We start from the raw sequence: 18781 nt of genomic DNA, 5'->3' as shown, positions 1-18781 counted from the left end.
CGCCCGTCGGCCGCGGCCAGCCGCAGGCTCACCACGTCCTGGTCGCGCGCCTCGATCCGTCGTTCGGTCACGACCAGGGCGAGGCGGTGGTCGTCCACTTTCGGATGCGGGTCGCGGCGGTTGACCAGTGTGGTCCAGCGCAGTCGCGCCGAGGCCACCGCGTCGACCACGCGCACCGTGCGGTCGCGAGCAGGCTTGCCGAACAGGTCCGCGGGCAGCTGGTCGGGGACGGGCCGCAGCGTCACGAGGCGATCGCCTGGGCGGCAGGGGATTTGGCCAGGTAGGCCACCGCCTGCGCAGTCGAGCCGACCGAGTCCGGGGTGTAACCGGGCTTGAAAGTGCTCAACGCGCTCCGCAGCAGTGAGGGGACCCCCGGCAACGCACCGCGCCACATCGCGCCGAAGACCCGCGCCAGCAATCGCGGATAGCCCAGGCGGGGTAGCTCGGGGTCCTGGTGGATCAGGAATTTGGTGCCGCGCAGCACCAAGGTCAGGAAGATCGGGAACACCAGCGTCATCAGTCCGGCCCGCCGCAGGTAACCGGCGCCGAAGTACACCGCGACGTCGTGTGCGACGTGGCGATGCTCGACCTCCTCGGCGCCGTGCCAGCGGAACAGATCCGCCATGCGCGGGTCGGCGTCGAACCGCTCCAGATCCGCGTTGAGCACCCAGTCGCCGAGGTAGGCGAAGAAGTGCTCCAGGCAGGCGATGAAAGCCAGCCGCTCGATCAGCACCTGCCGGCTCACGACGCCGTCGACGTCCCGTGGACCGAGCGTCCGGCGGAACAGATACTCGGCCTGCCGCAGATAGGGCTCGGGATCGATGCCGTGGGCGGCGAGCACCTCGTGCAGAACCTTGTCGTGGGTCTCGGCGTGCATCGACTCCTGACCGATGAAGCCGAGCATCGCCTCGCGCAGCCTGTCGTCCCGCACGGAGGGCAGCGCCTCGGCGTAGGCGGCGCAGAACATGCGCTCGCCTTCGGGCAGCAGCAGGTTCAGCGAGTTGATCAGATGCGAGGCGATGGGCTCGGCGGGCATCCAGCGCAGGGGCGTGCCGGCCCAATCGAACCGCACGTTGCGGGCATGCAGCGCGACCGGTCCCGGGTCGGTATCCAGACGTCGCCCAGCCCTGCGAAGTAGCTTCATCGGTACTCCTCGATCCCTCACTCGTCCACGCGGGCGCAGGATTCCTACGCCTTCGTAGCAGGGATCATACACATATATAGAACCATCAGTAACACACAAAGTACTCTACGGTGAGGCAACTTCGCGGCATTCCGATTTGCGCCGAAAATCTAGAACGCGTTCTAGTAGGCTTTCGCTATGGAACGATTGACCGGATTGGATGCCAGCTTCCTCTACCTGGAAACCGGGACCCAGCACCTGCACGTCTGCGCGCTGCTGATCCTGGACCCGACGTCGGCGGACTACTCCTTCGACACCTTCAAAGCCGAACTGGCCAGGCGACTGCCACTGATCCCGCAGATGCGCCGCCGGGTGTACGAAGTGCCGTTCAACCTCGACCATCCCGTCTGGGTGGAGGACGAGAATTTCGACCTCGACTACCACGTGCGCAGAATCGCGATCGCCGCGCCGGCCGGACACCGCGAACTCGCCGAGCTGGTCGGCGACATCGCCAGCCGCCCCATGGACCGCGACCGCCCGCTCTGGGAGTTGTCCGTGGTGGAGGGCCTCGACGACGGCAAGGTGGCGGTGATCTGCAAATACCACCACGCCGCCGTGGACGGCATCACGGGCACCAATCTGATGATGCATCTGTGCGATCTGGAACCGGGCGCCACCAAGCCGGTGCCCGACCAGCAGTGGCACCCCGAATCGAAGCCGAGCGACTGGCGCCTGCTGGCGGAGGCGGTGGTGAAGTTCCCGGCCAAAGCGGGCATGCTCGGCATGGTGCCGAAAACCGTTGGCGTGGTAGCCGGTTTCGCGCAGCGCCGCCGGCAGAACAAGACCGGCATGGCTATACCGTTCTCCGCTCCGCGCACGCCGTTCAACCTCGCCATCACCCCGCATCGCACCGTCGCGTTCACCGATGCCGAGCTCGACGCCGTCAAGGAGATCCGCTCCGCGTTCGGGGTCAAGGTGAACGACGTCCTGCTGACCGTCGTTGCCGGGGCGCTGCGCGCCTATCTGGAGCGGCACGAGGAACTGCCGGATCGCTCGCTGATCGCGTCCGTCCCGGTGTCCGTGCACGACTCGACGCGGCATACCGCGGGCATCAACAAGGTCTCCACGCTGTTCGCGCGGCTCGGCACCGATATCGCCGATCCGGTGGATCGCTTGCGGGAGGTGGCCGAAAGCAATCGCGGGGCCAAGGAAGAACACGAACTGATCGGCGCGGACTTCTTGCAGGACTGGTCGGAATACGCTCCGCCGAACGCGTTCCGGCTCGCCGCACGCATGTACTCGACGCTGAAGCTGGCCGAGATGCACCCGGTGGTGCACAACCTGGTGGTGTCCAACGTGCCTGGTCCCCCGATGCCGCTGTACTTCCTCGGCGTACGCGTGGACGCGATGTACCCGTTCGGACCGGTGTTCCACGGCGCCGGGCTGACTGTGACCGTGCTGTCGAACAGCGACAAGCTCAACTTCGGCTTCATCGCCTGCAAGGAACTGGTGCCCGACATCGCGGAGCTGGCCGACGCCGTACCCGGTGTGGTCGCCGAATTGCTGTCGGCGGCACGGGCGTCCGCCTGATCGCCAGGCCCGCCCGCCCTGTTCGCCACCGCCGCCGGACAGGGCCGCTTCAGCCGAACGCTCCGGCTGAGTCAGATCTTCGTGGCGACCGCCTCGCAGGCTTCGAGCAACACCGGCACGAATCGGTCGGCCGCCAGCACGCAGGACGCGTGCCCGGCCTCGACCACGTGCGTGCTCGCCGCGGGAATCATGGTCGCCAGCTCCGCCTGCCGGGAGACCGGGATCGCCCGGTCACGCGTGGTGATCACCACGGCCGTCGGCATCGTCAAACTCGGCAACCACGCGGTCGCGTCGAAGCGACCTACTTCCGCCACCACCTGTGCGAGCGCCCAGCCGCTGGTGCTGCGAAATTCGCCGAGCGCCCAACGGTCGAGTCGTCCGGGCGGCCAGGTGATCTCCGGAAGCTCCGGCAGGCGGCCGGCAAGCCTCTCGGCGCGCCGGTAGGAGTACGGGCCGACCGCGGCGGCGATGACCCCGAAGGATCGATGGAAAGCCTTCTCCCGCAGCGTTTCCTGGAACCGATAGGGCGTCGCACAGAGCACGAGACCGCTCACCCGGTCCGGATGGCGATGTCCGGCGAGCAGGCTCACGATGCCGCCCAAGGAGAATCCCGCGCACATGGCGCGGTCCACGTGTAGCGCGTCGAGGACGGCCACCACATCGTCGGCGCAGTCCTCCAGCGTGAACCGCCCGGCGCGGATACCGCGCCCGTGCCAACGCTGGTCGAACAGGATCACCCGGTACCGCTCGGCCAGCGCGGCCAGCGACGGAAACCAGGTGAGATAGGCGGTGCACGCCGTAGCGTGCAGCAGCACCAGAGCCGGCGCGCCATCCGGCCCCGGGATGTCCACCACGTACGTCCGGCCTCGCCCCGTCAGCTCGACCAGACGGCCACCGGGCACCTCGGCGATGTCCGGCACCCGGAGACGTCCACCGAACCGCGCAACCCGTCGGGGCGAGTACGTCATGGACACCTCCCAGGATGAAAATTAGAACGCGTTCCATACCAGAATGGCACAACGGTGAACCGCGTCGCCGGACCGCGCTACCTCCCAGCGGTCACGCCAGGACGCGCACCACCGTTTCCGCGACGCAGACCGGCCTGCCGGAACCCGCGCACGGTGATGCGCGAGAGTCACCTGCAGACCGGACACCTCCTCGGCGCTCGCGGTAGAACCGCGCCGTTGCCCGCGATCACCCCGAGCGCGGTGACAATGCCCCGGGCCGTCGCGCGGGCAGAGGACTTTCCGGCGGCGGGCTCGGTTACTGTCGCCGGATGCGCCCGACCGCGCAATCTGTAACGTGTTTCAGACTTGTTTCGAGAGAAGGAGGTACCGCGAATGGGGCGATTGACCGGCAAAGTAGCGTTGATCAGCGGCGCGGCGCGCGGCATGGGCTCGGCGCACGCCAGGGCGCTGGTCGCCGAGGACGCGCGGGTGGTCCTGGGCGACGTGCTCGACGACGAAGGCGTCGCGGTCGCCGAGGAACTGGGCGACAAAGCGGTCTACGTCCACCTCGACGTGCGCGAACCCGACGACTGGCGCAAAGCCGTCGCCGAGGCGGTGGGCCGGTTCGGATCGCTCAGCGTGCTGGTGAACAACGCGGGCATCGCGAACGGCAACCTGCTCGTCGCGTTCGAGCTGGCCGAATGGCAGCGGATCATCGACATCAACCTGACCGGCACGTTCCTCGGCATGCAGGCCGCTACCCCGGCCATGATCGAGGCGGGCGGCGGCTCGATCATCAACATCTCCTCCGTCGAGGGCATGCGCGGCAGCCCGGGCCTGCACGGCTACACGGCCACCAAGTTCGCCGTGCGAGGGCTCACCAAGTCCACCGCACTCGAGTTGGCGCAGTACAAGATTCGGGTGAACTCGGTGCACCCCGGCCTGATCCGGACGCCGATGACCGAGAACATCCCCGCGGACTTCCTGCAGATCCCGCTCGGCCGCGCCGCCGAACCGGCCGAGGTCTCCGCGCTGGTGACATTCCTGGCCAGCGACGAATCCTCCTACTCGACCGGGGCGGAGTTCGTCATCGACGGCGGTCTGACAGTGGGCATTCCGCACAAGAGCTTCGACAGCTGAACTCGGGCGGCGAGCGCGGAGCGAAACCGCGCTTGCGGTGCGGTGCGGCGAACTCGGCTTCTTCCGCTCATCCCCTACAGTGACCAGGTCCGGGCACCGGTCGCAGGCGATCGGTACCTGGAGCATCCGACTTCAGCACCACCGTTCCGGAACGCACGTAGTGATGAAGGGGAGTCTACGAACGCCATGCTTCGATCAGGTATCACCATCGCCGCGGCCGTGCTTTTCGCAATTTCCCCGTCGGCTGCCGCGGAGCCGATCTATCCGGCACCGGATCCTGATCCGTTCTATGCCGCACCGGCGGACCTGGACCGCGCCGCGCCCGGCGAGGTCCTCGCCGTCCGGCCGATGCCAGGACTGCTCGCATTCCCCGGCGCGACGGTCACGATGATCAAGTTCCGCTCCAGCAACTCCGCGGGCAGGCCGATCGCGGCCACCACCACCGTGCTGACACCGCCGAATCACGTCCCCGGCGGGCCGCTGCTGTCCTATCAGCACATCATCAACGGCCTCGGGACACAGTGCGCGGTGTCTCGCGTGCTCTACACCAACGACCCCAACCTGATGGTGCGCGAAGCACCAGCGCTGAACGCCGTGCTGCTGCGCGGCTGGTCGGTGGCTCTCCCCGACCACCTCGGACCGACCAGCGCCTATGGTGCGGCGAAACTCGGCGGCATGATCACCCTCGACGGCATCCGCGCCGCGCGACGGGTCGCGGAGCTGGGGCTGGCCGACAGTCCGGTCGCCATGCTCGGCTATTCCGGAGGCGGCATGGCGACCACGTGGGCGGCCGCGCTCGCGCCGACCTACGCGCCGGGACTGCCTCTCGTCGGCGCAGCCGCTGGTGGGGTGCCGATGAACCTCGTCAAGATGATCCACGGCCTCGGATACACGCGGCATGCGGCGTTCGGGCTCGCCTTCGCGGCGGCGATCGGGCTGGAACGGGAGTATCCGGACCAAATGCCGATCAGCGATCACCTGAACTCGTTCGGCCTGGCGGTCCGGGATCGCATAGCCAACAGTTGCACCAACGACATCCTGCTGGCGGGCGCTGGGCGCAGCGTCATGGACGTCGCTACCTCGGTATCGCTGGCCAAGGACGAATCCGCGCTCGCTGTGCTCGAGCAGAACAGCCTGGAACTCTATGACGGCATCCCCACCACGCCGATCTTCCAGTGGCGCGCGGTGAACGACGGACTGGTCCCGGTGGCCTCGGTCGACAACACGATCCGACGGTATTGCGCGGCGGGAGTCCGGCTGCAGTACGAGATGCTGCCCAGCCCAGATCATTTGTTCACCGCGATATTGGGGGTGCCGTCGGCGCTCGGCTGGCTCGATGATCGCTTCCGCGGTGTGCCCGCGCCGAGCAATTGCTGATCAATGCGAAACCGCGGGGCCGGGCCGCCTGGACCCGGTGGCCGCTTTCACGAAAAGCGGTGCGGCGCTATGAATTCCATGACGGCCCGGTGGCAGCACATCGCCACCACCGGGAACGGGCCGTTCCGCCCTACCGCCGCATCGGATCTCGCAGCCTGAAGCTAGGCGTCCTTGCCCCTCTGGAACGCGCCCTGCCGCGCCTCATCGACATCGGCTTCGGCACGGGCCTTTTCGGCCTCGGCTTCCTTGCGTGCCGCATCCCGCTGGGACTCGGCCTTGTCCTGCTGCGCTCGACCCTCTTTCTTCAGGTCCGCGTCACCGGTAACGACGCCCGCAGCTTCCTTCGTCTTGCCCTTGATGTCCTCGACGACACCTTCGACAGCTTCCCGAGGTCCGCTCTGATGCTCCGGCATCACATACCTCCCATTCACTTATCGGCTGACACCGGCCGCATACCCGTGCCCGTCCCCCTCAATCACCGTGTGACCGCCACCACGCGCAGTTCCGGGTGGCGAGTTCCCGTTGCAACGTGGCATTAATGCCACTGGGATGCCATAAGAAGGCCGGATAGCTTTCGACAAATGAGTTACATTGCGCCGGTCCTGATCGGCATCCTGTATGCGCTGGCGATGTCGGCGATCCGCGAACCACACCGGCGGCGCTTCAACGCCATCATGGTCGCAGGTGCCGGCGCCGCCTACCTCAGTGGCGGCGGATTCGGCGGTTGGGAATTCCTGTTCACCGCCGTAGTCACCTACTGCGCCTACCGCGGACTGGAGTCCTGGACTTTCATCGGCATCGCATGGCTCCTGCACACCGCCTGGGACCTGCTGCACCATTTCAAGGGCAACCCCATCGTTCCCTTCGCCCACGACTCGTCCCTCGGTTGCGCGATCTGCGACCCGGTCATCGCCCTGTGGTGCTTCCGCGGCGGTCCATCGCTTTTCTCGTTTCGCAGCAAGGCAGCAGTGCCTGAGCTCGAACAAGCTGAGCGCGGACAGAAACTGGGCGTCAGCGGCCGATGACCCGGCGGAGTTCCGCGACCGCCATGACGAAAGTATGACGCCGCGGCGTGGATGGTGTTGCTCGGAGATTCGGTCCGGCACGATCGGGGCATGCCCAGAGCTTCTTTCGTGAGCCGCGTCCTGCTGACCGGCGCCGCCGGGTTCATCGGGTCCCATGTTCACCGCGCGCTGACCACCGCCGGTTACGAGGTCGTCGGTGTGGATCTGATGCTGCCCGCTGCCCATGGGCACGAGGCGCGGACTCCGGAGGACGTGCGGCGACTGGATGTCCGCGACGGTGACGCATTGGACCGGGTACTGCGCGGCATCGACGTCGTGTGTCATCAAGCGGCGGTTGTCGGTGCGGGTGTGAGCGCGCAGGACGCGCCCGCCTACGCCAGTCACAACGATTACGGGACCGCCGTGCTGCTGGCCGCGATGGCTCGTGCCGGGTGCAGGCGGCTGGTGCTGGCGTCGTCCATGGTCGTGTATGGCGAAGGCCGCTATCACGGCGGTCACGGCTCAGTCGATGTCGGCGTTCGGCGCGTCGACGACCTCGATAGCGGCATATTCGAGCACCGCGATCCGGACACCGGCGAAATCCTGTCGTGGGTTCCGGTCGGCGAGGATTCCCCGCTGCGTCCGCGAAGCCTTTATGCGGCCAGCAAACTGGCCCAGGAGAACTTCGCGGCCGCATGGGCATCGGCGACCGGATCCAGCGTGACCGCGCTGCGCTACCACAATGTCTACGGCGACGATATGCCGAAGGACACGCCCTATTCGGGGGTCGCGGCGATCTTTCGTTCGGCCTTGGAGGCCGGGCAGCCGCCGCAGGTGTTCGAAGACGGCAGGCAAGCACGGGATTTCGTGCACGTCACCGATATCGCCGCCGCGAACGTCGCCGCCGTCGAACATCCGCTGGCCGGATACACGCCGTTGAACATCTCCTCTGGGCAGCCGATCACCATCGGCGAGGTCGCCGCGACGCTGGCCGCCGCGCGGGGCGGGCCGCAGCCGGTGGTGACCGGACGTTATCGCCCCGGAGACGTGCGGCACATCGTCGCGAACCCGAACCGCGCCAGGCACGCAATAGGTTTCGCGGCACAGGTGGATCCGATCAGTGGCCTGACCGAGTTCGCATTCGCGCCGCTCCGGTCCACCACTGGGGTCGGCGCGCCGACGGTGTAGTGCCTCAGTTGTCGGAGAGCGGCAACCGAACCTCGAACCGGCAACCGCGCTCTCGGTTCTGGGCGGTGATGTCCCCATGATGAGCCTCGACCAGTCCAGCCGCGATCGCCAGCCCCATGCCGCTGCCGATCGGCACTCCGCCCTCCGCCACCGGCGAACGAGCGGCCGTCCCTCGATATGCGACCTCGAAGATGCGGGGCAGATCCGCCGGATCGATTCCCGGGCCGGTGTCGTCCACCCGAGCCCATGCCCGCCCCTCGGAGATACCCGCCGAGATCGCGACCTCACCGCCTGGCGGCGTATGCGCGATGGCGTTGGAGACCAGATTCGTCAGCACCCGTCCGAGCGCCTGATCACTGGCGGTGACCACGATTCGATCGGCAGGCTGCTCGGCGCGCAACGCTACCTGCGCCCGCTCGGCGGTCGGGTGGTTGGCGGCCAGCACCTCGTCGATCACCTCGCGCAGATCCACCGGCTCCAGCTCCAGACGCAGCGCTCCCGCGTTGATCTTCGACATCTCGAACAGATCGTCCACCATCCGCGAGAGCCGATCGGTTTCGCAGCCGATTTGCTCGGCATAGCGAGTCACATCGGCCGCGCCGGTCACGACACCGTCCGACAGCGCTTCGGCCATTGCTCGGATACCGGCCAGCGGCGTCCGCAGATCGTGGCTGACCCAGGCAACGAGCTCACGGCGAGAACGCTCCGCGGCTCGCTCCTGCTCGCGGATTTCCTTCTCCCAGACGGTCTTTCGCGCCTGCTCACGTCCGAGCAGGACAGCGGCCGGAACCGTTACCGCCGCGACCACCGCCAAGACGAGGGCGTTTCGCTGGAATTCATGGGTGAACATCAGCCCGCTGACTCCGACGATGCCCGCCAGAGTCGCGAGGGTGGGAATCAAGACCAGTACCGCCATGCTCGTGGTCAGCGAGCGATTGCTGGTGGCGCGCAGAGCGATCGCACCGATCAGCACCACCGGTATCGAGCAGGCCAGCGCGTAGCCGACGATCTGCAGGCTGTCCTCAGGCATCGCTGCCTCCGTTCCCGGCTTCGCTGCGCGCCCAGGCATATCCGCGCCCCCACACCGTTTCGATGCGGTGCTGGTCGCCGAGCTTGCCGCGCAGCCGCTTGACGTGCACGGTGACCGTGGACAGGTCACCGAAATCCCAGCCCCAGACTCGGGCCAGGAGCTCCTCCCGGCTGAACACCTCGTGTGGATGCTGCAAAAGGAAGACCAGCAGGTCGAATTCCCGCGGCGTCAGTTCCACCGGCGACCCGTGCACAAGTGCCAGGCGATTGGCCGGACGCACTTCGACGGCTCCGTCCCGCAACACCGGATGGCTGTTGTCGCGCACCACCTGTGCGCGCCGCAGCACCGACGCGACACGCAGCGCGAGCTCGCGTGGACTGAACGGCTTGGTGACGTAGTCGTCGGCGCCGGCCTCCAGCCCGAGCACCCGGTCGTCCTCGTCACCGAGCGCCGTCAGCAGGATGACCGGTAGGTCCGGCCGCGGGCCCGACCTGATGGCCCGGCAGATTTCGATGCCGTCGGGAGCGGGCATCATGACGTCGAGCACCGCCAGTTGCACCGGATCGCCAGGATCGGCGAGCGCGGCCAAAGTCTCGGGACCGCTTGCGGTTTCCCGCACGGTCAGACCATCCCGCTCGAGGTAGCGCCGCACCACCTCCCGCACCACCGGGTCGTCGTCCGCGATCAGAATGCTCATGGGTATCACCAATTGGTCAGGATCAGATGGACCAGCAGCAAGGTGCCGACAGCTTGGACCACGAGCCAGCCTCGTGCCGAGGACCGGGGCAAGAAAGCGGTTGCGACCAGCAGCCACATATCGAACGGTAGCCAGATCCGCTCGGTCTCCGCTTTGCTCAGCCCGCTGATATCGGCGGCCAGAATCGCGCACAGCCCTGCGGCCACGAGCAACGACGCCGGTTCGAGTGCGCGCAGCCGCGTCCATGCCAGCGCACGCCGGGCAGCGGCGCAGGTCGCCAAGCCGACCGCACAGACGGTCGCGGCGAGATTACCCCACCACCAGTAGGCGTAGGACCGCTCCGCGGCGATGCCCTGGTAGTACCGCTCGACCACCAAGTGGTAGCCGTCGAGCCACCAGAATCCGGCGAGGGTGAAGGCTGCCGCGACCGCGAGCGCACCCGCGGCGGCGAGTAGCAGCGGCTTGGCCGTGCGGCTCGAAAGCAACACAGCCGCAGCGGGTATCGCCATCAGCACCAGTCCATAGCTGAGATAGATGCCGAAGCCGAACAAGACCCCGGCGCTCACACCCGCGACCGGACTGCCGCCTGGCCGGCAAGCGATCGCGAGCAACGCGACCGCCCACGCGGTCACACCGGCGAACATCGCGTCCGCCGAGACCGCGATCCACAACGCCGCGGGCGCGAGCACCAGGAACGGCAACGCCGCCCGCGCCCGATGCTCGGCGCCCAGTGCCCGCAGCGCCACCGCGACGGCCACGACGGCACTGCAGCCGAGGACCATGCAGGCCAGCCCCGCCCAGGTGCCACCGCCGAGACCGAGCCGGTCCAGCGCCACGAAGAACAGCAGCGCGCCCGGCGGATGCCCGGAAACATGCGTGGTCCATGAATCCGGCTGGAAGTCGAGGATGCGGCCGGAAAATCCACGCAGCATGACCGGGATGTCGGTAACGCCACCGACTTCGTGCAGGTATTCGTTCGGGTCGATCAAGCGCCCCGCGAAGCCGCGTTGCCAGCCGTCGACCATGGCCAACGAGAATGCCCAGGCGACCGCGGCGATCCACGCCGTCACCAGGAGCCGCCGCCACGGCAGGCGCTCCGCCAGAGCCGAGCCCTGGATGACCACGAGCGCCGCGACGGCAACGGCCGGCACGGTGCCCCATCCGGCATGCGGCAACCATTCGCCGAAAATCGGCGCCGCACCGGCATAGAGCTTCGAACGCCATTGTTCGCTGGCAATATGCGGGATAGCGAACGCGGTGGCGAGCAGTACTGCGGCGACACCGGCTCCAACTATGTCGCCCCGCATCGGGGTAGGGAGTCTGCGCGCGGATTCGGCGAGGTCTTGCACGGGAATCACGATAGGACAATAGTTTGGCCGTTATCCCTGTTCCATTGGCATTTTTCGAGTCCGTCACCGTTTCGTCACAGGTTTTTCGGCGCTATCGGGCTTAGCGTTTGAACTGTGACAGAAACTCGTGCTGACCCGGCCGGTGTGACCGCGGTGATCCCGTGCCGGGATGAAGCTGAATCGTTGCCAGCGGTACTGGCGGCCATCCCCATCGGGTATCACGCGGTCGTGGTCGACAACGGCTCCACCGATGACACCGCGGCAGTCGCAAGAGTCCGCGGCGCGACCGTGGTCCGTGAGGACCGACCCGGGTACGGCGCGGCCGTCCAGACTGGCATCCGGGCGGCCCAGACCGAATTGGTCGCGGTACTCGACGGCGACGGGTCGATGGATCCAGCCGAATTGCCAGGACTGGTCGCCTTGGTCCGGGACGGCGCTGATCTCGCGGTCGGCAGGCGCCGCCCCGTGCACGCGCGGGTCTGGCCATGGCACGCACGACTGGGGAGTCGCGTCATCGCTGCCCGCCTGCGTCGCAAATACGGCCTGCCCGTGCACGATATCGCCGCGATGCGGGTGGCCCGGCGCCACGCCATGCTGTCACTCGGCCCGCTGCACGATCGGTCCGGTTATCCGCTGGAACTTCTCATGGCAGCCTCGCGGGCGGGATGGAGTGTCGTCGAGCGCGATATCACCTACCGGCCACGCACAGGTGGCGTATCGAAGGTTTCCGGCTCAACGCTCGGAACACTACGTGCCACCGTGGACTTCTTGGCGGTGCTGCGATGACCTCCCCCACCACCCTGCTGGTGCTGGCGAAAGCACCGATCGCGGGGTTCGCCAAGACCAGATTGACCCCACCGCTCTCACCACGGGAAGCGGCGCTGGTCGCGGCGGCTTCGCTGCTCGACACGCTGGAATCGGTCCTGGCCAGCCAGATGACCCACCGTGTCGTCGCGTTCACCGGAAACCTCGGTGCGGCCGAACACGGGGCCGAAATAGCCCGAATGCTGAACCGATTCAGCGTGATTCCGCAGCGCGGCGCGGACTTCGGCGCACGCCTGGCCAACGCGCACGCCGACGCCGCGAGTTTCGGCGCACCTGTTCTCCAGATCGGCATGGACACCCCGCAGATCGGTCCGGACGTACTCACCTCCGCTGCCACGGCGTTGGCCGCCGGCGAGGCCGCTGTACTCGGTCCCGCCGCGGACGGCGGCTGGTGGGCGCTCGGCCTGCCGACGCCACAACCGGCGCGCGTGCTCACCGAGATCCCGATGTCCACCAGCCGCACCGGCGAGCTGACCCGCGCTGCCCTGCTGTCCTGCGGATTACAGGTCCACAACCTTCCCCTGTTCAGCGACGTCGACAGCTTCGACGACGCCGTCCGGGTAGCCGCCCACTCCGGTGGGCGATTCGCCGACATCATCCACCGCATGAGTCCGGTGCCACGATGAGCCTCGATATCTTTCGACGACCGGTCCACCCGGACGCACGGCGACCGGACTGCGCCCTCGGTCTCTTCGACCAGGCGATGACCGGTGCGGAATGCTGGATGCGCACGGCGGATGGAGCCCGGCATCGGCTGCCGACCCGCCGCTGGCTAGGACGTCCGAGTACCGCCGACCGCCGCGCGGACGCCATGATGACCCACTGGTGCGATGGACCGACTCTAGATCTGGGCTGCGGACCGGGTCGTCTCGTCGCGGCCTTGCTGCGACGGGGTGTGCTGGCTCTCGGTGTCGACATTTCGCCGATGGCGGTGGCGGTCACGCGCTTCCGCGGCGCCCCCGCGTTGCGCCGAGACCTGTTCGAGCACTTGCCCGGTACCGGACGCTGGTCATACGCGATTCTCGCGGACGGCAATATCGGGATCGGCGGCGACCCGCGACGACTGCTGGCTCGCTCGGCGGAACTGCTCGCCGGCGGCGGCGTGGCGATCGTCGAATTCGATCCACCTCGTACCGGTGTCGACCTCCGGCCGGTTCGCCTGGAAACCCGGACGCGAGTGGGTGCCTGGATGCCGTGGGCCCGTGTCGGTATCGATCATGCGCACGAGTTGTCCGCCGCCGCCGGATTCGGCGTCATCACGACAGCTACTGTGTCCGGGCGACATTTCGCCTGGTTGCGCCGCATTTCGGAGGCCGGGTGATGATAGTGCGCAAGCCAGCGGTCGCGGTGTCGAGCGCCCGTGGACCGGAAGTGGCGAGCCGGGTGGGTCTCGCACTCGGCGCGGCCATCACGATCTGCTTCGTGACGGGCCTGCTCAGCCATTGGATCCAACATCCACCCGGATGGTTCTGGTGGCCGGCCAGCCCGGTGTGGCTGTACCGGGTAACCCAAGGCGCCCACGTCATCTGCGGGATCGCCGCGATACCGCTACTGCTGGTCAAACTCTGGGCGGTGTACCCGAAGCTGTTCCAGCGACCGGTCATCGGGTCGCCGCTACGGATACTGGAACGTGGATCCATCGCCTTGCTGGTCGGGGCGACGATATTCGAACTGTCCACCGGATTGCTCAATATCGCGCAGTACTATCCGTGGAAATTCTTCTTCCCCACCGCCCACTACGCCATGGCGTATATCGCGCTCGGCGCGCTTGTCGTGCACCTTGCGGTGAAGCTGCCGGTCATTCGGAAAGCGCTGAGCCGCCCACTCGACGAAGCGGAGCCCGACCCGGAACCGGCAGACCACAAGCATGTTTCGCGGCGCGGGGTGCTGACAGCTGCCTGGTTGGCAGCGGGCGTGGCCGTCGTAGCCGTTGCCGGACAGACGGTGCCATTCCTGCGCTGGGTATCCCTGCTGGCACCCCGCAGCGGGGAGGGACCACAGGGTGTTCCCGTCAACCGATCGGCGGCCGCGGCCGGGACCAGCACAGCGGCGCTCGATCCCGGCTACCGGTTGACGGTGTCGATCGGCGGACGCAGTCATCACTTCACGCGAGCCGAACTGCTCGCACTGCCACAGACCTCCGCCCGGCTTCCGATCGCCTGTGTCGAAGGCTGGAGCGCCTCGGCCGAATGGTCGGGCGTCCGGATGCGGGACCTGCTGGCCGCGGTCGGGTCCTACCAAGGCGGGGATATCCGGCTGCGGTCCCTCGAAGTCGGCGGCATCTACAACAGTTCGGTTCTTCCGCAACGCCATGCCCTGGACAGGAACACGCTGATCGCCCTCGAAATCAACGGTGAGACTCTCGACCTCGATCACGGCTACCCGTGCCGATTGATCGCCCCGAACCGGCCCGGCGTGCTGCAGACGAAGTGGCTGTCCACGATCGAGGTGCTGTCATGATCATCGTACGAACCCTGCTGGCTGTGACCGGTGTATCGCTCATGTGCTACGCGATCACCCTGCTGCTCGATGTCACCACCGGCGACCTGCTGTCGATCGCGCTGTGGTTCGCGGGCGGAATCCTGCTCCACGACGCGGTTTTCGCACCCCTGAGCGTGATAGTCGGCCTGGGCGCCCGGCGGATCCTGCCACGTTCCTGGTGGGCGGCCGCCGCCTGCGGCGCCGTATGCACCGTCGCCTTGGTTCTGATCGCCGTGCCCGTACTCGGTCGCGGTCACGCGGTTACCGGCAACCCGACCGTTCTCGACCGAAACTACCCCGTCGGCCTCGCGATACTCCTGACCGTCATCTGGCTGCTGGTCCTGGCCGCCACCGCAAAGCATCGACGGAGACCCACCACGAACACGTCCAGGAGGCAATCATGACCAGCTTCGGCGACCTGCGTGCCCTGTTCATCAACTGCACACTCAAGCGCTCACCGGAACGAAGCAATACCCAAGGATTGATCGACCTCAGCGCCCACATCATGGAAAAGAACGGCGTCCAGGTCTCCCATATCCGCGCCGTCGACCACGACATCGCCCCAGGCGTCTGGCCGGACATGACCGAGCACGGCTGGGCCACCGACGAGTGGCCCGCCCTGCAACGCCAGGTCATGGGAGCCGACATTCTCGTATTGGCGGGACCGATATGGTTGGGCGACAACAGTTCGATCACCAAGAAGGTCATCGAGCGGCTCTACGGCAATTCTTCCATCCTCAACGAACACGGCCAATACGCCTACTACGGCCGGGTCGGCGGCTGCATCATCACCGGCAACGAGGACGGCGTGAAGCACTGCGCGATGAACATCCTCTACAGCCTCCAGCACCTCGGCTACACCATTCCGCCACAGGCCGACGCCGGCTGGATCGGCGAGGCGGGACCGGGACCGTCCTACCTCGATCCCGGTTCCGGTGGGCCGGAGAACGACTTCACCAACCGCAACACCACATTCATGACCTGGAACCTGCTGCACCTGGCCCGAATGCTCAAAGACAACAATGGAATCCCGGCACACGGCAACCAGCGTTCCGAATGGGACGCCGGCTGCCGCTTCGACTTCGAGAATCCCGAGCACCGGTAGCCGCATCGCTGGGGCGGACCGGAGCGGGCCGATCTATGCGACGAGGCCCCTGGCTGTCTATGCAGCCAGGGGCCTCGTCATACCGAATCCCGTTCAGCCCTTGACCAGTTCGGGGGTCGTGGTCTCGGGCTCTTCGCCTGTTTCCGGAGCGGCGGACCGGCCCGGCAACAGCACTGCCATGACGATCACGATCAGCGCCAAGGCCGCGGAGACGAGGAAGGCCAGGCGCATGCCGTCGAGGGTGGCGGTCACGATGTCGGAGCCCTCGGCGACGAGCGTGGTGCTGCGGGCCGACATCACCGTCACCACCAGGGCGGTGCCGAAGGCCGCGGCCACCTGCTGCAGGGTGCCGAGCATGGAACTGCCGTGCGAGTACAGCTGCTGCGGCAGCGCACCGAGGCCGAGGGTGAAGACCGGGGTGAAGGCCGCGGCCAGCGAAACCATCAGCAGAATGTGCAGGATCAGCAGCTGCCAGTACGGCATGGTCATCGAGATCTGGGTGAACCCGGCCAGCGACGCGGCGATCCCGATCGAGCCCGGAATCACCAGCAAGCGTCCACCGAATCGGTCGAACAGCCGCCCGACGGTCGGTCCGAGCAGACCCATCGCCAACCCGCCCGGCATCACCAGCAAGCCGGTGGCCAATGGGCTCAGGCCACGCAGGTTCTGCAGGTACAACGGCAGCAGGATCATCGACCCGAGCATCGCCATGAACGCCACCGACATCAGGATCAGCGCCTTGGTGTAGGTGCCGGACCGCAGGACTCGCAGGTCGAGCAGCGGGGTGGCGGTGCGCTGCAGGCGCAACTGCCGGAACACGAACGCGGCGATCAGGGCCGAGCCCGCGGCGACGATCAGCGCCGGGCTCGCGAGATTGCCGCTCTCGAACCGGCTGAGCCCGAACACCAGCCCGCCGAACCCGAGCGCGGCCAATGCCACGCTGGCCACGTCGATCTGCCCGGCCTGCGGTTCACCGACGTTCTCCAGCTGGCGCAGGCCGAGCCAGGTGATCACCCCCGCGATCGGTAGCACCAGCAGGAAAAGCCAACGCCACGAGGCGATCTGCAGCACCGCGCCGGAGATCACCGGACCCATCGCGGGGGCCACCGAGATGGCCAGGGTGACATTGCCCATCACCCTGCCGCGGTCGTGCTCGGGCACCACCGTCATCAGCGTGGTCATCAGCAGCGGCATCATCACCGCGGTGCCGCCGGCCTGGATGATGCGTCCGAGGAGTAGTACCGCGAACGACGGCGCGACGGCTGACAGCAGGGTACCGGCCAGGAAGACGCCCATCGCCGCGGCGTAGGCCTGCCTGGTCGACACCCGCTGCAGGAACCAGCCGGTAGCCGGGATGACCGCCGCCATCGTCAGCATGAACGCGGTGGACACCCATTGCGCCAACCGGTCGGTGATCGCGAGGTCCTCCATCAGCCGCGGGATCGCGTTGATCATGATGGTCTCGTTCAGGATCACCACGAAGGTCGCGAGGACCAGCACTCTGATGACGGTCGGTGTCCGCCCTCCCGAGGCGGGAGCGGATGGTTGGGCGGACATCGGATACCTCCGGGAGCAGGGACGTGGTCAGGAAATATGTGGCCCGTTGCCGAGTCAGCGGATCGCGTCCCGGCGCCACAGTCGTTGAGACGGGATCGGCTGCTCGAACTCATCGGGCGCGCGTCAGTATTCCGGTCGGCACCGACACAAACCACCCGATTTTCCCCCGACTCGCCGATCACCCTAGGTGAAGTTGCTGGTCAGCAAGCTTTCCCACGGTCCGCCGTAACCGGATCGTGAGCCTCGTCACCTATCTCCGGACGACATCTCAGGTGCGACCACGATCGTCGGCACCTGAACGGCTGTGTCCCGGCTACTTCGCGGCCAGGCCACGTAGCGCGAGTTCTACATGGTGCCCGATCGTGCTCGGTTCCGGGTCGGGGATCAGTTGCGCGATGCGGATTAGTCCGAGAAGTTGAAAGGCGATGTCGCGAGCGGTCACATCAGCGGCGAGGGTGTGATCGGTGCGGGAGCGATGGACAGCCTGCCGGCCGATCTCGGTGAGGTGCGCGAGGCATCGCTGGAGATCCGCCTCCGACGGTGATCCGGCGGCGAGCAGATCGACCATTGCCTTGTTGCCGATGAGTTGAACCACCGTCGCGGTGAAGAACTCCCGAAGACCGGCAATCGCGGACACTCCTTCGCGAAGGGATACGCCGGCAAGGTCGGCGAGATCGGTCCCGGTCACGGCGTGCACCAGGTGCTCGCGGGTGGGGAAGTGCCGGTAGAGGGTGCCGACGCCGACGCCGGCTGCGGCGGCGATGGCGCGCATGTCCACGGCCATCCCGCTGTCCCGGAAGGCCTCTGCCGCGGCCGCCAAGATCCTTTCCCGGTTGGCGACGGCGTCGCGCCGCTGCTTGCGATCTCCTGTCACCCGCCCACTATAGCGATTCGGAACACATGTTCCGCTTGATGTTAGTCTGATCCGGAACATGAGTTCCGGAATCAAGGAGGCAGGCTATGCGGACGATCGTGATCACGGGAGGTACCGACGGCATGGGAGCAGCGCTGGCTCGGCACTTCCTGCGAGCGGGTGACCATGTCGTGGTGATCGGGCGCAGCCGTGCCAAATTCGATGCGCTGCTCACGACGGTCGCGGGCGACGACCAGTCGGCGACGGCACGCGCGGAGTTCCTCCCGGCCGACCTGTCTTCGGTCACCGACAGCCGCCGTGTGGTCGAGCACTTGCGGGCGAACCACGAGCAGATCGACGCGCTGGTTCTCGCTGCCTCGTTCATCCGGCAACGCAGGCACACCACCGCCGAGGGACGCGAGGCGTCCTGGGTGCTGTTCTTCGTCTCCAAGTATCTGTTCGTCACCGGACTCGCCGCGCGGCTGCGTGCGGTCGAGCGGCCGGTCATCGTGAAC

Annotated in this window: 20 protein-coding genes and 1 pseudogene; 12 read left to right on the top strand and 9 right to left on the bottom strand. The window is 67.1% G+C overall.

The features are described from left to right. Both NA4_RS19870 and NA4_RS19865 read right to left on the bottom strand, forming a co-directional pair. A pseudogene (locus tag NA4_RS19870) lies at positions 1–245 on the bottom strand (PDR/VanB family oxidoreductase); the annotation flags it as partial. Next, positions 242–1144, bottom strand: a complete 903-nt coding sequence (locus NA4_RS19865; protein WP_067471818.1) for a metal-dependent hydrolase — start codon at positions 1142–1144, stop codon at positions 242–244. The gene NA4_RS19865 and the pseudogene NA4_RS19870, both read right to left, overlap by 4 nt. Positions 1145–1321: 177 nt before the next feature. On the opposite strand from NA4_RS19865, the gene NA4_RS19860 reads away from it, so the two are divergent. Then, on the top strand, positions 1322–2713 hold the full coding sequence (locus NA4_RS19860; protein ID WP_067471816.1) for a WS/DGAT/MGAT family O-acyltransferase: 1392 nt from the start codon (positions 1322–1324) through the stop codon (positions 2711–2713). 71 nt (positions 2714–2784) lie between these two features. On the opposite strand, the gene NA4_RS19855 is transcribed toward NA4_RS19860, so the two are convergent. Further along, positions 2785–3681 carry an alpha/beta fold hydrolase gene (locus NA4_RS19855; RefSeq protein ID WP_067471830.1) on the bottom strand — a complete coding sequence of 299 codons (897 nt, stop codon included), beginning with the start codon at positions 3679–3681 and terminating at the stop codon, positions 2785–2787. 372 nt (positions 3682–4053) lie between these two features. Here NA4_RS19855 and NA4_RS19850 point away from each other — a divergent pair, with 372 nt between their 5' ends. Both NA4_RS19850 and NA4_RS19845 read left to right on the top strand, forming a co-directional pair. Continuing rightward, positions 4054–4800, top strand: a complete 747-nt coding sequence (locus NA4_RS19850; protein ID WP_067471813.1) for a glucose 1-dehydrogenase — start codon at positions 4054–4056, stop codon at positions 4798–4800. Between the two features lie 186 nt (positions 4801–4986). Continuing rightward, the gene (locus tag NA4_RS19845) at positions 4987–6177 is read left to right on the top strand and encodes a lipase family protein (protein ID WP_067471810.1); all 1191 of its coding nucleotides are present in this window, start codon (positions 4987–4989) and stop codon (positions 6175–6177) included. Positions 6178–6338: 161 nt separating this feature from the next. On the opposite strand, the gene mbp1 is transcribed toward NA4_RS19845, so the two are convergent. After that, a complete protein-coding gene (gene mbp1 / locus NA4_RS19840; protein WP_067471807.1) occupies positions 6339–6590 on the bottom strand; it encodes a microaggregate-binding protein 1 in 252 nt (83 codons plus the stop codon). A gap of 168 nt (positions 6591–6758) precedes the next feature. Between mbp1 and NA4_RS19835 the strand changes: the two genes are divergently transcribed. Both NA4_RS19835 and NA4_RS19830 read left to right on the top strand, forming a co-directional pair. Continuing rightward, positions 6759–7202, top strand: coding sequence for a DUF6010 family protein (locus NA4_RS19835; protein WP_067471804.1), 444 nt, complete (start codon positions 6759–6761; stop codon positions 7200–7202). Between the two features lie 90 nt (positions 7203–7292). Continuing rightward, positions 7293–8369, top strand: a complete 1077-nt coding sequence (locus NA4_RS19830; RefSeq protein WP_067471827.1) for an NAD-dependent epimerase/dehydratase family protein — start codon at positions 7293–7295, stop codon at positions 8367–8369. A gap of 4 nt (positions 8370–8373) precedes the next feature. On the opposite strand, the gene NA4_RS19825 is transcribed toward NA4_RS19830, so the two are convergent. Genes NA4_RS19825 through NA4_RS19815 form a run of 3 tightly spaced genes read right to left on the bottom strand, consistent with a single transcriptional unit; the run spans position 8374 to position 11403 of the window. Beyond that, the gene (locus NA4_RS19825; protein ID WP_067471824.1) at positions 8374–9399 is read right to left on the bottom strand and encodes a sensor histidine kinase; all 1026 of its coding nucleotides are present in this window, start codon (positions 9397–9399) and stop codon (positions 8374–8376) included. After that, entirely contained in the window at positions 9392–10096 is a 705-nt protein-coding gene (locus tag NA4_RS19820) for a response regulator transcription factor (RefSeq protein ID WP_067471800.1), read from the bottom strand. The genes NA4_RS19825 and NA4_RS19820 overlap by 8 nt, the downstream gene beginning before the upstream one ends. 5 nt (positions 10097–10101) lie before the next feature. Then, positions 10102–11403, bottom strand: coding sequence for a hypothetical protein (locus NA4_RS19815; protein WP_067471797.1), 1302 nt, complete (start codon positions 11401–11403; stop codon positions 10102–10104). A gap of 156 nt (positions 11404–11559) precedes the next feature. On the opposite strand from NA4_RS19815, the gene NA4_RS19810 reads away from it, so the two are divergent. The 6 genes from NA4_RS19810 to NA4_RS19785 all read left to right on the top strand — a co-directional run bounded on the left by NA4_RS19810 (position 11560) and on the right by NA4_RS19785 (position 15856). Then, positions 11560–12231 carry a glycosyltransferase family 2 protein gene (locus NA4_RS19810; protein WP_067471794.1) on the top strand — a complete coding sequence of 224 codons (672 nt, stop codon included), beginning with the start codon at positions 11560–11562 and terminating at the stop codon, positions 12229–12231. Then, positions 12228–12896: a TIGR04282 family arsenosugar biosynthesis glycosyltransferase gene (locus tag NA4_RS19805; RefSeq protein ID WP_067471789.1), complete on the top strand. Its 669-nt coding sequence runs from the start codon at positions 12228–12230 to the stop codon at positions 12894–12896. Before NA4_RS19810 ends, NA4_RS19805 begins: the two co-directional genes overlap by 4 nt. Positions 12897–12973: 77 nt before the next feature. Beyond that, the gene (locus NA4_RS19800) at positions 12974–13591 is read left to right on the top strand and encodes a class I SAM-dependent methyltransferase (protein WP_067471821.1); all 618 of its coding nucleotides are present in this window, start codon (positions 12974–12976) and stop codon (positions 13589–13591) included. After that, positions 13591–14730 carry a molybdopterin-dependent oxidoreductase gene (locus NA4_RS19795; RefSeq protein WP_067471786.1) on the top strand — a complete coding sequence of 380 codons (1140 nt, stop codon included), beginning with the start codon at positions 13591–13593 and terminating at the stop codon, positions 14728–14730. The genes NA4_RS19800 and NA4_RS19795 overlap by 1 nt, the downstream gene beginning before the upstream one ends. After that, positions 14727–15155 (top strand): hypothetical protein, encoded by a 429-nt coding sequence (locus tag NA4_RS19790; protein ID WP_067471781.1) that lies wholly within the window; start codon positions 14727–14729, stop codon positions 15153–15155. The genes NA4_RS19795 and NA4_RS19790 overlap by 4 nt, the downstream gene beginning before the upstream one ends. Further along, positions 15152–15856 (top strand): flavodoxin family protein, encoded by a 705-nt coding sequence (locus tag NA4_RS19785; protein ID WP_067471776.1) that lies wholly within the window; start codon positions 15152–15154, stop codon positions 15854–15856. Before NA4_RS19790 ends, NA4_RS19785 begins: the two co-directional genes overlap by 4 nt. A 93-nt stretch (positions 15857–15949) precedes the next feature. Here the strand turns inward: NA4_RS19785 and NA4_RS19780 are convergent, their stop codons facing one another. Then, positions 15950–17413 (bottom strand): MDR family MFS transporter, encoded by a 1464-nt coding sequence (locus NA4_RS19780; protein WP_067471772.1) that lies wholly within the window; start codon positions 17411–17413, stop codon positions 15950–15952. Positions 17414–17726: 313 nt separating this feature from the next. Beyond that, a complete protein-coding gene (locus NA4_RS19775; RefSeq protein WP_067471769.1) occupies positions 17727–18287 on the bottom strand; it encodes a TetR/AcrR family transcriptional regulator in 561 nt (186 codons plus the stop codon). A gap of 86 nt (positions 18288–18373) precedes the next feature. Here NA4_RS19775 and NA4_RS19770 point away from each other — a divergent pair. After that, positions 18374–18781 (top strand): SDR family NAD(P)-dependent oxidoreductase (locus NA4_RS19770; RefSeq protein WP_157129153.1); only part of this gene is annotated, 408 nt, incomplete at its 3' end.

It is taken from the genome of Nocardia amamiensis NBRC 102102, assembly GCF_001612745.1.
Classification (GTDB): domain Bacteria; phylum Actinomycetota; class Actinomycetes; order Mycobacteriales; family Mycobacteriaceae; genus Nocardia; species Nocardia amamiensis.
This window is presented reverse-complemented; position numbering and strand designations above follow the sequence as displayed.

Coding starts and splice junctions, on each gene's coding strand:
- NA4_RS19795 (WP_067471786.1), top strand. CDS start 13,591: ATGATAGTGCGCAAGCCAGCGGTCGCGGTGTCGAGCGCCCGTGGACCG.
- NA4_RS19835 (WP_067471804.1), top strand. CDS start 6,759: ATGAGTTACATTGCGCCGGTCCTGATCGGCATCCTGTATGCGCTGGCG.
- NA4_RS19820 (WP_067471800.1), bottom strand. CDS start 10,096: ATGAGCATTCTGATCGCGGACGACGACCCGGTGGTGCGGGAGGTGGTG.
- NA4_RS19860 (WP_067471816.1), top strand. CDS start 1,322: ATGGAACGATTGACCGGATTGGATGCCAGCTTCCTCTACCTGGAAACC.
- NA4_RS19815 (WP_067471797.1), bottom strand. CDS start 11,403: ATGCGGGGCGACATAGTTGGAGCCGGTGTCGCCGCAGTACTGCTCGCC.
- NA4_RS19790 (WP_067471781.1), top strand. CDS start 14,727: ATGATCATCGTACGAACCCTGCTGGCTGTGACCGGTGTATCGCTCATG.
- NA4_RS19830 (WP_067471827.1), top strand. CDS start 7,293: ATGCCCAGAGCTTCTTTCGTGAGCCGCGTCCTGCTGACCGGCGCCGCC.
- NA4_RS19850 (WP_067471813.1), top strand. CDS start 4,054: ATGGGGCGATTGACCGGCAAAGTAGCGTTGATCAGCGGCGCGGCGCGC.
- mbp1 (WP_067471807.1), bottom strand. CDS start 6,590: ATGCCGGAGCATCAGAGCGGACCTCGGGAAGCTGTCGAAGGTGTCGTC.
- NA4_RS19805 (WP_067471789.1), top strand. CDS start 12,228: ATGACCTCCCCCACCACCCTGCTGGTGCTGGCGAAAGCACCGATCGCG.
- NA4_RS19825 (WP_067471824.1), bottom strand. CDS start 9,399: ATGCCTGAGGACAGCCTGCAGATCGTCGGCTACGCGCTGGCCTGCTCG.
- NA4_RS19800 (WP_067471821.1), top strand. CDS start 12,974: ATGACCGGTGCGGAATGCTGGATGCGCACGGCGGATGGAGCCCGGCAT.
- NA4_RS19785 (WP_067471776.1), top strand. CDS start 15,152: ATGACCAGCTTCGGCGACCTGCGTGCCCTGTTCATCAACTGCACACTC.
- NA4_RS19865 (WP_067471818.1), bottom strand. CDS start 1,144: ATGAAGCTACTTCGCAGGGCTGGGCGACGTCTGGATACCGACCCGGGA.
- NA4_RS19855 (WP_067471830.1), bottom strand. CDS start 3,681: ATGACGTACTCGCCCCGACGGGTTGCGCGGTTCGGTGGACGTCTCCGG.
- NA4_RS19845 (WP_067471810.1), top strand. CDS start 4,987: ATGCTTCGATCAGGTATCACCATCGCCGCGGCCGTGCTTTTCGCAATT.
- NA4_RS19780 (WP_067471772.1), bottom strand. CDS start 17,413: ATGTCCGCCCAACCATCCGCTCCCGCCTCGGGAGGGCGGACACCGACC.